12 protein-coding genes and 1 tRNA gene are annotated in these 13,365 nt (G+C 71.2%); 12 read left to right on the top strand and 1 reads right to left on the bottom strand.

What is annotated here, in order from left to right; genetic code table 11:
• Positions 1 to 162: 162 nt before the first annotated feature.
• The 10 genes from ASF23_RS02280 to ASF23_RS02235 all read left to right on the top strand — a co-directional run bounded on the left by ASF23_RS02280 (position 163) and on the right by ASF23_RS02235 (position 8,812).
• A tRNA-Val gene (locus ASF23_RS02280) sits at positions 163 to 235 on the top strand.
• 165 nt (positions 236 to 400) lie between these two features.
• Entirely contained in the window at positions 401 to 1,588 is a 1,188-nt protein-coding gene (locus ASF23_RS02275; protein WP_055948272.1) for a MalY/PatB family protein, read from the top strand.
• Between the two features lie 138 nt (positions 1,589 to 1,726).
• Positions 1,727 to 3,466: an arginine--tRNA ligase gene (gene argS / locus ASF23_RS02270; protein ID WP_055948269.1), complete on the top strand. Its 1,740-nt coding sequence runs from the start codon at positions 1,727 to 1,729 to the stop codon at positions 3,464 to 3,466.
• A 113-nt stretch (positions 3,467 to 3,579) separates the two neighbouring features.
• Positions 3,580 to 4,434, top strand: coding sequence for an alpha/beta hydrolase (locus ASF23_RS02265; RefSeq protein WP_082473716.1), 855 nt, complete (start codon positions 3,580 to 3,582; stop codon positions 4,432 to 4,434).
• Between the two features lie 57 nt (positions 4,435 to 4,491).
• A complete protein-coding gene (locus tag ASF23_RS02260; RefSeq protein ID WP_156364052.1) occupies positions 4,492 to 5,277 on the top strand; it encodes a phosphotransferase in 786 nt (261 codons plus the stop codon).
• 184 nt (positions 5,278 to 5,461) lie between these two features.
• The gene (locus ASF23_RS02255) at positions 5,462 to 5,767 is read left to right on the top strand and encodes a DUF6507 family protein (protein ID WP_055948263.1); all 306 of its coding nucleotides are present in this window, start codon (positions 5,462 to 5,464) and stop codon (positions 5,765 to 5,767) included.
• Complete coding sequence (locus ASF23_RS02250; protein WP_156364050.1) at positions 5,746 to 6,954, top strand: hypothetical protein; 1,209 nt, start codon at positions 5,746 to 5,748, stop codon at positions 6,952 to 6,954. The genes ASF23_RS02255 and ASF23_RS02250 overlap by 22 nt, the downstream gene beginning before the upstream one ends.
• Before the next feature lie 40 nt (positions 6,955 to 6,994).
• Positions 6,995 to 7,453 (top strand): hypothetical protein, encoded by a 459-nt coding sequence (locus ASF23_RS02245; RefSeq protein WP_156364048.1) that lies wholly within the window; start codon positions 6,995 to 6,997, stop codon positions 7,451 to 7,453.
• Positions 7,450 to 8,265 carry a hypothetical protein gene (locus tag ASF23_RS02240; protein ID WP_156364045.1) on the top strand — a complete coding sequence of 272 codons (816 nt, stop codon included), beginning with the start codon at positions 7,450 to 7,452 and terminating at the stop codon, positions 8,263 to 8,265. The genes ASF23_RS02245 and ASF23_RS02240 overlap by 4 nt, the downstream gene beginning before the upstream one ends.
• 7 nt (positions 8,266 to 8,272) lie before the next feature.
• A complete protein-coding gene (locus ASF23_RS02235; RefSeq protein ID WP_055948251.1) occupies positions 8,273 to 8,812 on the top strand; it encodes a hypothetical protein in 540 nt (179 codons plus the stop codon).
• 198 nt (positions 8,813 to 9,010) lie between these two features.
• On the opposite strand, the gene ASF23_RS02230 is transcribed toward ASF23_RS02235, so the two are convergent.
• Entirely contained in the window at positions 9,011 to 10,720 is a 1,710-nt protein-coding gene (locus ASF23_RS02230; RefSeq protein ID WP_055948248.1) for an ABC-F family ATP-binding cassette domain-containing protein, read from the bottom strand.
• Positions 10,721 to 10,834: 114 nt separating this feature from the next.
• Between ASF23_RS02230 and ASF23_RS02225 the strand changes: the two genes are divergently transcribed.
• On the top strand, positions 10,835 to 11,836 hold the full coding sequence (locus ASF23_RS02225) for an SDR family oxidoreductase (protein WP_055948245.1): 1,002 nt from the start codon (positions 10,835 to 10,837) through the stop codon (positions 11,834 to 11,836).
• Complete coding sequence (locus ASF23_RS02220) at positions 11,833 to 13,362, top strand: phytoene desaturase family protein (protein WP_055948242.1); 1,530 nt, start codon at positions 11,833 to 11,835, stop codon at positions 13,360 to 13,362. Before ASF23_RS02225 ends, ASF23_RS02220 begins: the two co-directional genes overlap by 4 nt.
• Positions 13,363 to 13,365 lie beyond the last annotated feature (3 nt).

The following is a 13,365-nucleotide window of genomic DNA, read 5'->3' as shown; positions in this document are numbered from 1 at the left end:
GCTACAAGGACTCACTGCGGTGCGGGCGGGCTCGCCGTCGGATGTGGACAACTCGGTCCCTGTGCACAGCGAGGGCACCCTGGACGAGGTCGACCTCCGCCCTGGACGAGGTCGACCTCCGCCGCGCCGCTAGACTCTGGATCGCCCGCCGTGCGGGAGCAGGGGCCTGTAGCTCAGTTGGTAGAGCGCCACGTTTACACCGTGGATGTCGTCGGTTCGAGCCCGGCCGGGCCCACCGGCTGACCGCCGGACTGGAGGCGCGGTGCCGGACCCGCACCGTGCCTCCAGTCCGGAATCGGCGGCCGCCCGGCGAGGCAGGCGGCGGCCCGCTCCGCGCCCATCACGACGATCCATGACGCCCCGGTTCGCCCCGCGACCCACATCGGAGCACCATGGCCGCATGAGCCGCATCGATGAGCAGGACCCCGTCGAGCACATCCGCGGCGTCCGGACGAGCATCAAGTGGACGCGGTACCAGCCGGACGTGCTCCCGCTGTTCGTCGCCGAGATGGACTTCGGCATCGCACCCGGCATCGCGGACGCCCTCGTGGAGCGGGTCCGCTCGTCGGACCTCGGCTACCTCGACGGCCCCGGCCCCCTCGCCCCGGCGTTCGCCCGCTTCGTCGCGGACCGCTGGGGCTGGGACCTCGACCCCGCACGCGTGCACATCGCCACCGACGTCAGCGTCGGCATCGTCGAGACGCTCCGCATCGCCCTGCCGGACGGCGGCCCGGTCGCGATCACCCCGCCGGTCTACCCGCCGTTCTTCGAGCTCGTCGAGGAGGCCCGATGTACGGTCCACGAGGTACCGCTCCGGGATCGATGGGGCGACTGGACGCTCGACCTCCCCGGGCTCGAGGCGGCGTTCCGCGACGGTGTCCGGGTGTTCCTGCTGTGCAACCCGCACAACCCGGTCGGTCTCGTGCACCCGCGTGCGACCCTCGAGGCGCTCGCCGACCTGGCTGCGGAGCACGACGTCCTCGTGGTCAGCGACGAGATCCACGGGCCACTGACGCACCCGGGTGTGACGTTCTCACCCTTCGCGCCGATCGCCGAGGCGCACGGGGCCCGATCGGTCACGGTGACGTCCGCGAGCAAGGGGTGGAACCTCGCGGGGGTCAAGTGCTCGGTGGTCGTGGCGGGCGACGACCGCTCGGCGGCACTCCTCGACACCCTGAACGACGAGGTCGCCTGCCGCACGAGCATCCTGGGACTGCACGCGAACGTCGCCGCTTTCGCCGAGACCGCGTGGCTCGACGACGCCGTCGCCCGCGTGGTCGCGAACGACCGGCTGCTCGCCGCCCTGCTCGGCGAACACCTGCCGGGCGTCGTCTACCACCGCCCGCGGGCGGGGTACCTGGCGTGGCTCGACTTCCGCGGCATGGGTCTCGGGGACGATCCGGCCGTGCAGCTCCGGGAACACGCGTACGTCGCACTCAACTCCGGACTCGGGTTCGGCCGTGAGGGGCGCGGGTTCGCGCGGCTCAACCTCGCCTGCTCGCCCGACACGCTGCGGGAGGCGGTGCAGCGGATCGCTGCGGCGTACCCGTCGACCACGCAGGGCGAGCCGCTCCGCTACGCACGCTGACCGGACGCTGACCGCGCGCTGACCGGACGCCGACCGGGTCGCGTGACCGACGCGACCGTCCGACGGACGGGAGGGACGGTGCCGGCCCGCACCGTCCCTCCCGTCCGGGAGCGCGGTCGCGCCCGGTAGCGTTGCCGGATGGCATCGCCCCTGGAAGTCCTCGAGCATCTCGTCAACGCTGCGGTCGTGCACGCGTTCGGCGCCGACCGCGCGGGAGTCGACCCGGCACTCCGACCGAGCCAGTTCGCGGACGCCCAGTCGAACTGCGCACTCGCGCTCGCCCGGGACCTGCGACGATTGCCGAGGGACATCGCCGGGGACCTCGCCGAGGCGCTCCGGGCCGTCGGGCTCGAGGGCGTGGCGAGCGTCGAGACCAGCGGACCCGGCTACCTGAACTTCACCTTCACGGACGCCTGGCTGAGTGCCCGACTGGTGGAGCTGGCCGGTGACGCACGGCTCGGTGTCCCGTCGGTCGAACCCGAGACGATCCCGATCGACTACTCCGCGCCGAACGTCGCCAAGGAGATGCACGTCGGACACCTGCGGACGACGATCGTCGGCGACAGCATCGCGCGCACGCTCGACGCACTCGGCCACCGGGTGGTCCGGCAGAACCACATCGGCGACTGGGGGACGCCGTTCGGGATGCTCATCGAACACCTGCTCGACGTCGGCGCCGACTCCGACGAGGCAGCACTGCTCCGATCGGACCCGAACGCCTTCTACCAGGCCGCTCGTCGGGCGTTCGACGGCGATCCGGCGTTCGCCGAGCGTGCGCGGAACCGTGTGGTCCTGCTCCAGGCGCTCGACACCGAGACGCTCCGCATCTGGCAGGAACTCGTCGGTCGGTCGAAGGACTACTTCAACCGGGTGTACCGCCGGCTCGACGTGACGCTCACCGACGACGACCTCGCGGGGGAGTCGACCTACAACGACGACCTCGCGGCGATCTGCGATGAGCTCGAGGCGGCCGGCATCGCGACCGTGAGCAACGGCGCGCTGTGCGTGTTCCTCCCCGGCCGGACCGGGCGAGACGGCCAGCCCTCGCCGCTGATCATCCGCAAGTCCGACGGCGGCTACGGGTACGCGACCACCGACCTCGCGACGGTCCGGCACCGCGTCCGCGACCTCGGCGCCGACCGACTGGTCTACGTCATCGGGACGACACAGAGCCAGCACCTCGAGATGGTGTGGGAGACGGCGCGGCTGGCCGGCTGGCTCCCGGACTCGGTGCCGACGGTGCACGTGCGGATCGGGAGCGTCCTCGGTGCCGACCACAAGATCCTCCGAACGAGGTCCGGTGACTCCGTGCGGCTCCTGTCGCTCCTGGACGACGCCGTCGACCGGGTTCGCGACGCACTCTCGGAACGCCCGGACCTGTCCGACGGGGCTCGCGATGCGATCGCCGAGTCGGTCGGCATCGCCGCCGTCAAGTACGCCGACCTCTCGGTCGCGCACGACACCGACTACGTCTTCGACGCGGACCGGATGGTCGCCACCACGGGGAACACCGGGCCGTACCTGCAGTACGCCGCGACGCGGATCCGGTCGCTCGTCGCGAACGCACCGTCCGACGAGGATGCGCTGCTCGAGGGGTCGCCGGTCCTCGTCACGAACGAGTCGGAGCGCGCGCTCGTCCTCGACCTCCTGGGCTACGGGTCGGTCGTCGCCGCGGTGGGGCGGTCGTACGAACCGCACGTCCTCTGCGCACACCTGTTCGCGCTCGCACAGGACTTCTCCCGCTTCTACGAGACCTCGCCCATCCTGCAAGCCGACCCAGAGCTCCGGCGGTCGCGTCTGCGGATCGCGGTGGTCACGCTCGACGTCCTGACCTCGGGGATGGGGCTGCTCGGGATCACGGTGCCCGACCGCATGTGAGCGCGGACCATCGCAGACGGTACCGACCACCGGACGGGAGGCGCGGTTCCGGCCCGCACCGTCCCTCCAGTCCGTCGCTGGTCGCGCGGCGCACGGTTCGGTACAGTCGCGACGTGCCCACGACCGTGCCGTTCGCCCCGATCCCGACGTCGCAGGACGACGTCGTGTACGTCCTCGGACCCGATTCGGCGACCCGAGCGGACGTGCGGCCAGGGACGATCGAGGAGCTGCGCATGGACGCCAGTACCCGCTTCCCAGGGACGTCTCGTCGGGTGTGGATCCACCGCCCCGCCGGTCATGACGCCGCCGAGGAGACTGCCGTCCTGTTCTGCAACGACGGCTGGTGGTACCTCGATCCGGACGGCGACGTCCGAGCGGGAACGGTCCTCGACAACCTGGCGTCGACCGGCGAGCTCCCGCCGATGATCGGTGTGTTCGTCGACCCCGGCATCATCGACGTCGACGGCGTGCCGACGAAGCACCGCAACGCCGAGTACGACGCGTTCGACGACACGTACGGGAGCTTTCTCGTCGACGAGGTGCTCCCGCTCGTCGAGGACCGGTACCGGGTGTCATCCGACCCGATGATGCGGGGGATCTGCGGCGGGAGCAGCGGGGGCAACGCAGCGCTGACCGCGGCGTGGTTCCGTCCCGACGGCATCGGACGGGTCATCGCGTTCAACGCGAGCTTCGCCCAGATGTCGGGTGGGAACCCCTACCCGGGCCTGATCGCGACCGGACCGCGGCGACCGACCCGCGTGTTCCTGCACGCCGCCCACCGCGACCTGCACTGGAACGAGCCCCAGGCGAACTGGTTCGCCGAGAGCCTGGAGACAGCGGCGGCGTTCGCGCGTGCCGGATGGGACTTCCGGCTGGTGGTCGGGGACGGCGGACACAGCCCGAACCACGGCGGTGTGCTCCTGCCGGATGCGCTCCGGTGGTCGTGGCGGTCGGCGTCGGCGATCTGATGGTGTCGGGAGCTGGCAGGGGCGGTGGGGATCGGGGGACTGATGGCGGATGAACCGGTGACCGTCACTGCGGAACGGGTCTCGCGGCCGCGTCGACCGTGGTCCGACACGACGCACCGACTGCTGGCGCATCTCGGGGCAGCGGGCATCGAGGGCCTCCCGGCGCCGCTGCCGCCGACCTCGCCCGACACCGAGGATACGACGTTCGTCCCGGGGGAGTCCTTGGTCGCCGCCGTGTTCGACGCCGATCAGGTCGCATCGCTCGCGCGGCTCCTGCGGGCCGTGCACGACGCCGGCGTCGACGTCGTCAGGACCGGGTCCGAGGTCTGGCAGCCCTTCGAGTTCCGCGCCGAGGAGCCGAGGCCGGTCGACGGTGCACCGTTCCTCGGCGACCTCGTGATCGGGCACGGGGACACCGGGCCGTGGAACGTCATCGCCACGTCGGCGGCGACCGTTTCGCTCATCGACTGGGAGTTCGCCGGGCCGATCGTGCGGGTCGACGAGATCGCCGCGACGTGCTGGCTCGACCTGCGGTTCCACGACCCCGAGGTCGACGTGGCGTCGGGCGCGACGGACCTGGCGGCCAAGGCCGGACTGCTCGCGGTCTTCCTCAGGGCGTACGGGGTGCCCCGCGATGGTTGGGCGGCGGTTGTCAGGGGCATGGTCGACTACGCCATCCGGGACGCCGCCTACGAGGCGACGCGCCTCGAGGTCGCGCCGGACACCGTGCCCGCGGACGATTCCGTTGAGTGGCGCCTCGCCTGGCGCTCGCGGAGCGCGGCGTGGATCGTGCGCAACCAGCGTCAGATCCTCGAGCTCGCGGACGCCCACGCCGCCGACTGACGGACTGGAGGGACGGTGCCAGCCCGTACCGTCGCTCCGGCCCGGCGATGGTCGGCCGGGTGCGACCGATCAGGCGCTCCAGGCGCTACGGGCGCTCGTGAGGGACGATCGAGTTGCGTTCATTCCCCATCTGAACCATGGTATGTCACACGATACTGGTGGGTTGGGACAAGGGGGAGGACTCGTGGATGGTTGGCTGATCGATCCGGGGGCAGCTCGGGCAGTCCTGACGCAGGCTCGGACCGACGCGGACGAGGGCATGCGCGCGACGATGCAGGCGGCCGCGCAGAGCATCGAGCAGGCGCACGGTGTGACCGGACCGAGGACGCGGGCAGCATTGCTGTCGCTCGGATCAGAGCTGTTCGAAGCCGAGATCGCGGCGACGCGTGCACGGCTCCGGACGAACATCTCAGCCGTGTCGCATGCTGTCGACGCGTACGTCGAGGGCGACGAGCACATGGTCGTGACATGGTCGACGACACCCCGGTGACCTCGACGCCCACGCCGTCTCCCGCTCCTTCTCCGTCGCCGGTGGTCCCCCGTGTGTCGACCGCTGGGATCGCGACGCTGCCGGACGCCGCGGCGATCGATGCAGCGGCGCAGGGATTCAGCGCGGTCCGGACCACGCTCGACGCAGCGATGGACACGCTCGAGGCCACCTGGGGCTGGCTGATCGCGCCACGGGTGTACGAGACGCCGGAGTCGGCGCACGTGCACGATGCGATGCGCGGTCCACGCCAGGCCGCCGACGCGATCGGTCAGGACGCCACGAGCACCCGGTCGGCACTGCTGACGTATGCGCAGACCATCGCAGACCTCGCGGTGGTGCGCACTGCACTCGTCGACGACATCGGCTCGGCGAACACTGCGGCAGCGACCGCGGCCGAGGACCCCGAGGCCGACCTCAGCAGGAACACCACCGCCGCCGAGGGCCTGAACGGACGAATCCGGGCCTTCAACGCGACGGTCGAGGCGGCAGACGCAGACTGCGCGGCGACCCTCCGGAGGCTCGCCCGGCACACCCGGCGAGAACTCGGCGAGGTGGCAGATGCTCTCAACGACAAACCGCGGGCAGGGGGAGTGATCGGTGTCGCCGGCTCGCTCATGAAGAACTACGACGACCTCAAGGACGCGCTGATCGGCGAGCTGCAGGTCTGGGGGTTCCTGGAGTCCAAGGGGCGGCATGTCGCGGTGCAGTCGACGCTCGACGACACCAACTTCACCGAACGTGGTGCGTCAACGCCCGGAGTGGTACCAGGCAACGAGGGACTCCCGAGACACGCCGCCGGCGTCGACGAGCTGGGTGTCGTGTCCAAGACCATGCGGTACGGCGGCAAGGCGCTCGGTGCGGTCGGAGTCGTGGCCACCATCGGGGGCGCCTACCTCGACTCCTACAACACGAACACCATCGAGCACCCGGAGTGGACCGAAGCGCACAAGAACCGCAAGGCGACCGAGCACGCCGCGGTCACCGGCGGTGTCTCCGCCGCTGGCGGCATCGCGGGTGGCATCGTGGGCGCCGAGATGGGTGCCTCCATCGGATCGATCTTCCCGGGAGTGGGCACAGTCGTCGGTGGGATCCTCGGTGGTCTCGTCGGGGGCATCATCGGCTCCGGGATCGGCGAGAAGATGGGCGAGAGTGCGGAGCACCTCATGGACGAGCTGTTCCACTGGTGAGGACGCGCAGAGTGCTGCCCGGCAGCCGGAAGGAGACACGATGACCGTTCCAGGATGGCGTTCGATCGCGACACCCCTGGTGGACGTCCTCGTCCCCGAGGCATGGCTGGAGGTCGACTCCCATGCGACCGTCCTCGCGGTCGCGGAGCCGGAGTCCGAAGAGGTGGAGTTCCGTGCGAACGGCGTGCTCGTGGTCCGCCCCACGTCCGAGCCGATCCATGTCCTCGGTGCGCGCGCGATCGCCGAGGCGCTCGCGTACCCGGGATGGTCCCACGTGATCGCCGACCAGTCGTGGCGGTTCAGCGACGATTTGCGTGGGCGCGTCGTCGAGTCCTTGTACGAGGACCTCGGTATCTGCGTCAACGTCACCCGGTACATCGTCTCGACAGGTCGGCACACCATCGACCTGACGATGAGCGCGTCGCTTCGAGACCGATTCCGCTTGGAGCGGCTGTTCGACATGATCGCCGGCGGCATGACCCTCAAGGAGCAGGCATGACCGATGTTCGACTCGATGAAGGCGCGTGCGCTCGACGCGGTGTGCCTCTCGAAGATCTGTCCCGTGTCGCCGCCGAACAGCGCTACCTATCCGGTGGCATCCGCGTGTCGTACGAGGCCTGGACTGCGCTCTGGAAGGCGCGAGGTGGTGGCCGTTTCCTCCGGATCCGCGAGGGTGCCCCGACCTACGCGGAACTGCATGGACTCGATCTCATCACCGAGAAGGGTGTGCCGACCGACCTGGCCCACGGGTACCTCGACGTGCGCGAGCGTGCCACGATCTCGATGGGAGCCGAGGGCAGGAGCGGGGGCCGGAGGAGCACATGGTCGGGCTGGTTCGGTCCGGACGGTGTCGTCGTCGTCGCCGGACCGCAGCTCACCACGAACGAACTCCCGACCGACGACCGGCTGACACTCGTGCTGGTGCAGGAGACGTTCGCGCTTGGGCTCCTCCTGTCGTGGATGGGCATCGGACCCACATGGGCTGCCACCGACGAGGGCGGTCCAGCTGACTACGACCGCGCAGAGGTCGATGCACGCGTCGCGGCCGTGGGCGACGTGCCGCCGATCCCGGATCATGCAGGGTGGGCCGTCGAACGCGCGTGGCCGGAGGGCCGGTGGACCCGATTCGAGCTCGCGGTGCCTCGGACACGCATGGGCCAGCAGTTCGTCCGCGCCGGTGATCTCGACTGGTTCCGGCCGGTCGATCGGCCGGGCGGGAGGGTGCAGCTCGAGATGTTCGCGACGAACGACGTCATGCGGGAGGTCCTTGCGGTCTTCCGGCAGTCCATCGACCAGCTCGTGCGGCGCTGAGGCGGTCGTGGGCTCCACCAGGGGCGCCGGTGTCCGGCGGGCACGCGCGTACAACGCCCGGGCTGAGGCGACCCTCGACGCACGCGAGCTGCGGTGGTTCTGGCATCTGCGCATGGCCGCGGGGACGGTTGCGCTCGCCTCGGTCCTGCTGCTCTTCGGCGTCGTGATCTTCGCCGACATCCACGCGGCGGTGATCGGCTACCACCTGCCCACCGACGCGGACCGGACGTTCGGTGACCTGCAAGCGCATCCCGGATGGCCGGACTTCGGGCTGCCGTGGCAGCTGCCGGCGAGCATCGCGCTCGCGAGTGCCGTCATGACGGTGTGGACGTTCTGCGTCGGACGCCCCCTGCGCGTCGCGATGTGGGCGTCGATGGTCACGATGCACCTCGTCACGGCGGCGTTCCTCGGGACGACGGGCGGGCTGTTGTACGCCGGCTCCGACGTGTGGCCGCACTGGATCACCTGGTTCGCCGTCGTGCCACTGGTGGGGGCGGGCGTGGTGCACGTCGTTCATCTGGCTGACGGCCCGAGCGGCCGCGTCTGACCGCTCCTGTCGTGGCCGGTCTCGCGTCACTGCTCGACGCGGTGTGTGCACGGGAGTGACTTGCGGGGAAAGCGACGAACTCCGCGCACAGATCGCGGCGATCTGTCGCTTTGGGGATGTCTCGCCTCGGCGACCACCCAACGGACTGGAGGCGCGGGTCGGGGCCGCACCGTCCCTCCCGTCCGGCGGGCGGGCGCGTCAGCGCTCGGTGACCCGGCCCGCCTCGACGACCCACTGGCGGTGTAGCCGCACCGTCTCGAGCATCCGGCGGTCGTGTGTGACGAGCAGGAGTGTGCCGTCGTAGGACTCGAGGGCCTGTTCGAGCTGCTCGATCGCGGCGAGGTCCAGGTGGTTCGTCGGCTCGTCGAGGACCAGGACGTTCACTCCACGGGCCTGCAGGAGCGCGAGGCCCGCGCGGGTGCGCTCGCCGGGGGAGAGCTCCCCGGCTGCCCGGGCGACGTGGTCCGCGCGGAGGCCGAACTTCGCGAGGAGCGTCCGGACCTCGGCGGTCGTCAGGTCGGGGACGAGGTCCTCGAACCGGCTCGCGAGCGACTCCTGCCCGGTGAAGACACTCCGGGCCTGGTCGACCTCGCCGACCGCGACACTCGAGCCGAGGGCGGCCGTGCCCGTGGTCGGTGCCTGACGTCCGAGGAGCGCGCGGAGGAGCGTCGACTTCCCGGCGCCGTTCGGTCCGGTGATCCCGATCCGGTCACCGCCGTCGACCTGCAGCGACACGGGCCCGAGGGTGAAGTCACCCTGTGTGAACGTCGCGTCGGAGAGCGTCGAGACGACGGCCGATGACCGTGGCGCCTGCCCGATGGTGAACTCGAGCTGCCACTCCTTCCGGGGCTCCTCGACCTCGTCGAGCCGGGCGATCCGCGACTCCATCTGCCGGACCTTCTGCGCCTGCTTCTCGCTCGACTCGGTGGCCGCCCGGCGGCGGATCTTGTCGTTGTCGGGGCTCTTCTTCATCGCGTTGCGGACGCCCTGGCTCGACCACTCCCGCTGCGTGCGCGCTCGCGAGACGAGGTCCGCCTTGGTGCTCGCGAAGTCCTCGTACGCATCGCGCTTGTGCTGTCGGGCGATCTCGCGCTCCTCGAGGTAGGAGTCGTACCCACCGCCGAACAGCCGGTTCGAGGACTGCGCGAGGTCGAGCTCGAGGACGCTCGTGACGGACCTGGCGAGGAACTCGCGGTCGTGGCTGACGAGCACGGCGCCACCCCGGAGTCCGCGCACGAAGTCCTCGAGTCGCTGGAGGCCGTCCAGGTCGAGGTCGTTCGTCGGCTCGTCGAGCAGCACGATGTCGAAGCGGGAGAGCAGGAGTGCGGCGAGCCCGACCCTGGCGGCCTGACCGCCGGAGAGCGAGGTCATCAGGGAGTCAGCGGTGAGGGCAGCGCCGCCGACACCGCCGCTGCCGCCGTCACTGCCGCCGCCGTCCGTGCCGCCGCCACCGAGCGTCAGGCCGAGGTCGGCGAGCACGACGGGGACGCGGTCATCGAGGTCCGCAGCACCCGAGGCGAGCCACCGCTCCAACGCAACCGAGTACCGATCGGCCGCCGCGTCACCACCGGTCGGGTCGCCGAGCGCCTCGGCCGCGGCGTCCATGTCGGCCGTCGCGGACGCGCATCCGGTCCGCCGCGCGACGTAGGAGCCGATCGTCTCGCCCTCGACGCGCTCATGCTCCTGCGGCAGCCACCCGACGAAGGCATCGCGCGGAGAGAGCGACACGGATCCGGCGAGGGGTTCGTCGACGCCGGCGAGGAGACGGAGGAGCGTGGACTTGCCGGCGCCGTTCACTCCGACGACCCCGACCACGTCCCCGGAGGCGACGGTCAGGTCGAGGGAGTCGAACAGCGTCCGGGCGGCGTACCCGCCGGCGAGGCCCTTGGCGACGAGGGTGGCGGTCATGCCACCATCGTCCCATCCCGGACAGTGCGTCGCCGTCGCTGAGCCTCGGACCGATCCGGGGGACTACCGTCGGACGCTCCCGGTGGCGGACGTCCCGGGTGGGAAGGGAACACATTGCCGTCGAAGATCGCCGTCGTCACCGGAGGCACCGCAGGACTCGGACGCGCCATCGTGCGTGAACTCGCGGACCGGGGATGGGACGTCGCCGTGCTCGCCCGGGGTGCCGACGGACTCGCCGGGACCGTCGCCGACATCGAGGAGCGGGGCCAGCGAGGGCTCGCGGTCCCGACGGACGTCGCCGTGAACGCCGAGGTCGAAGCCGCTGCCACGCGTGTCGAGGCGGAGCTCGGACCGATCGACCTGTGGGTGAACGACGCCATGGTCGGGGTCTTCGGCGAGTTCCTGACGACCGAGCCCGAGGACTTCGAGCGTGCCACGACCGTCAACTACCTCGGCTTCGTGAACGGCACCCGTGCAGCCCTGAAGCGCATGGTGCCCCGGCGGAGTGGCCACGTCATCCAGATCGGGTCGGCACTGGCACACCGGGGGATCCCGCTGCAGGCCGCCTACTGCGCGTCGAAGCACGCCATCACCGGGTTCACCGAGTCGGTCCGCACCGAGCTGATCCACGACAAGAGCCCGGTCCGGATCTCGCAGGTCGACATGCCCGCCATGAACACCATCCAGTTCAACTGGGTGAAGTCGCAGCTCCCCGACCACCCGCAGCCGGTGCCGACGATCTTCGAGCCGGAGACCTGCGCACGCGCCGTGGCCGACGTGGCCGAACACCCCCGTGCCCGGAGCTGGATCGGCGAGCCGACCGTGCTGACCGTGATCGGCAACCGGTTCGTCGCCGGGATCCTCGACCACTACCTGGCGAAGACCGGGTACTCGGGCCAGCAGGCCCCGGACAAGCACGAGCCGATGCTGCCGACGAACCTCTACGAGCCGGTCGCCGGTGACCACGGGTCCCGCGGCATCTTCAGCGACAAGGCCAAGGAGACGAGCCCGCAGATCTGGTACACCCAGCACCGCCGGGTCTCCTACGCCGCGGCGGTCGGTGCCGCAGCGGCAGGGGTCGGCGCACTGCTCGTGGGCCTCCGGAAGCGCGCATGAGCCCAGCGCACGCAGCCCGGACGGGTGCGGGTGGAGACGGCGACGACGCCATCGTCGTGGGTGCCGGCCCGAACGGTCTCGCGGCGGCGGTGGTGCTCGCGCGTGCCGGGCTCCGCGTCACCGTGCTCGAGCGCGATGACCGCATCGGCGGCGGCGCCCGGACCGAGGAGCTGACCCTGCCGGGGTTCCGGCACGACATCTGCTCGGCCGTGCACCCGATGGGCGCGGTGTCCGGCTTCTTCCGGCGGTTCCAGCTCGACCGGCGCATCCGGATGATCACCCCGGACATCAGCTACGCGCATCCGCTCGACGGCGGCCGAGCGGGGATCGCGCACCGGTCGCTCGCCGAGACCGCCGCCGGGCTCGGCCCCGACGGGCCGGCGTTCGCCCGGCTCGTCGGCGGACTCGTGCGGAACGACGACGCGCTCGCCGAGTTCTCGCTCTCGTCGCTGCTCCAGATCCCGCGGCACCCGGCCACGATGGTGCGCTTCGGTCTGGCGATGCTCGACCAGGGCCTGCCGTGGTGGAACGCCCGGTGGCGGGGTGAGGAGGCGCCGGCGATGCTCGCCGGCGTCATGGCGCACGCGATCCGCCCGATGCCGAGTCCGTCGGCGTCCGCGGCCGGCCTCGCGCTCGCCGTGCACGCCCACGCCAGGGGGTGGCCGGTGCCCGAGGGCGGCAGTCAGAGCATCGTCGACGCCATGGCCGCGGACATCGTCGCCCACGGCGGCACCATCGAGACCGGCATCGAGGTGTCCTCGCTCGACGAGGTCGCGGGAGCCAGGGTCTCGGTGTTCGACGTCAGTGCCCGCGCCATGGCGGACATCGGTGGCGAGCGGCTGCCCAGCGGCTACGCCATGAGGCTCCGACGCTTCCGCTACGGCAACGCCGCCTCGAAGGTCGACTTCGCACTGTCCCAGCCGGTGCCCTGGACGAACGAGGCCGTGCGGCGCTCGCCGACGGTGCACCTCGGCGGCACCCGCGCCGAGGTCGCCCGCGCCGAGAACGACGTCGCCGCCGGTCGCCACGCACGTGACCCGTTCGTGCTCGTCGTGCAGCAGGGCGCGGTCGATCCCTCGCGCGCCCCGGCCGGCAAGGCCGCGCTCTGGGCCTACACCCACGTGCCCGCGGGCAGCACGATCGACCAGACCGAGGTGATCACGGCCGCGATCGAGCGGTACGCGCCGGGGTTCCGGGACACGATCCTCGCCTCGACGTCGCGGACCGCGACGGACCTCGAGTTCCACAACCCGAACTACGTCGGCGGCGACATCGCCACCGGGGCGCCGAGCGTCGTGCAGCTCGCCGCCCGACCGATCGTGTCGACGGACCCGTGGCGGACACCCGTCCCCGGGGTCTACCTGGGGTCCGCGTCGACGCCCCCTGGGCCGAGTGTGCACGGCCTCGGGGGTGCGTACGCCGCGCGGAGTGCGCTCCGCCACGAGTTCGGCCTCGACCTGCCCGACCTGTCGATCGACGGGCATCCCGATCCGTCCCCGCACCGTCACACCACCGCCCAGCGCTGAGGA

Origin of the sequence: Curtobacterium sp. Leaf261 (genome assembly GCF_001422205.1) — a bacterium.
In the GTDB taxonomy this organism is placed as follows: Bacteria; Actinomycetota; Actinomycetes; order Actinomycetales; family Microbacteriaceae; genus Curtobacterium.
Note: the sequence above shows the minus strand (reverse complement) of the source record. Positions and strands in the feature narration are given on the sequence as shown.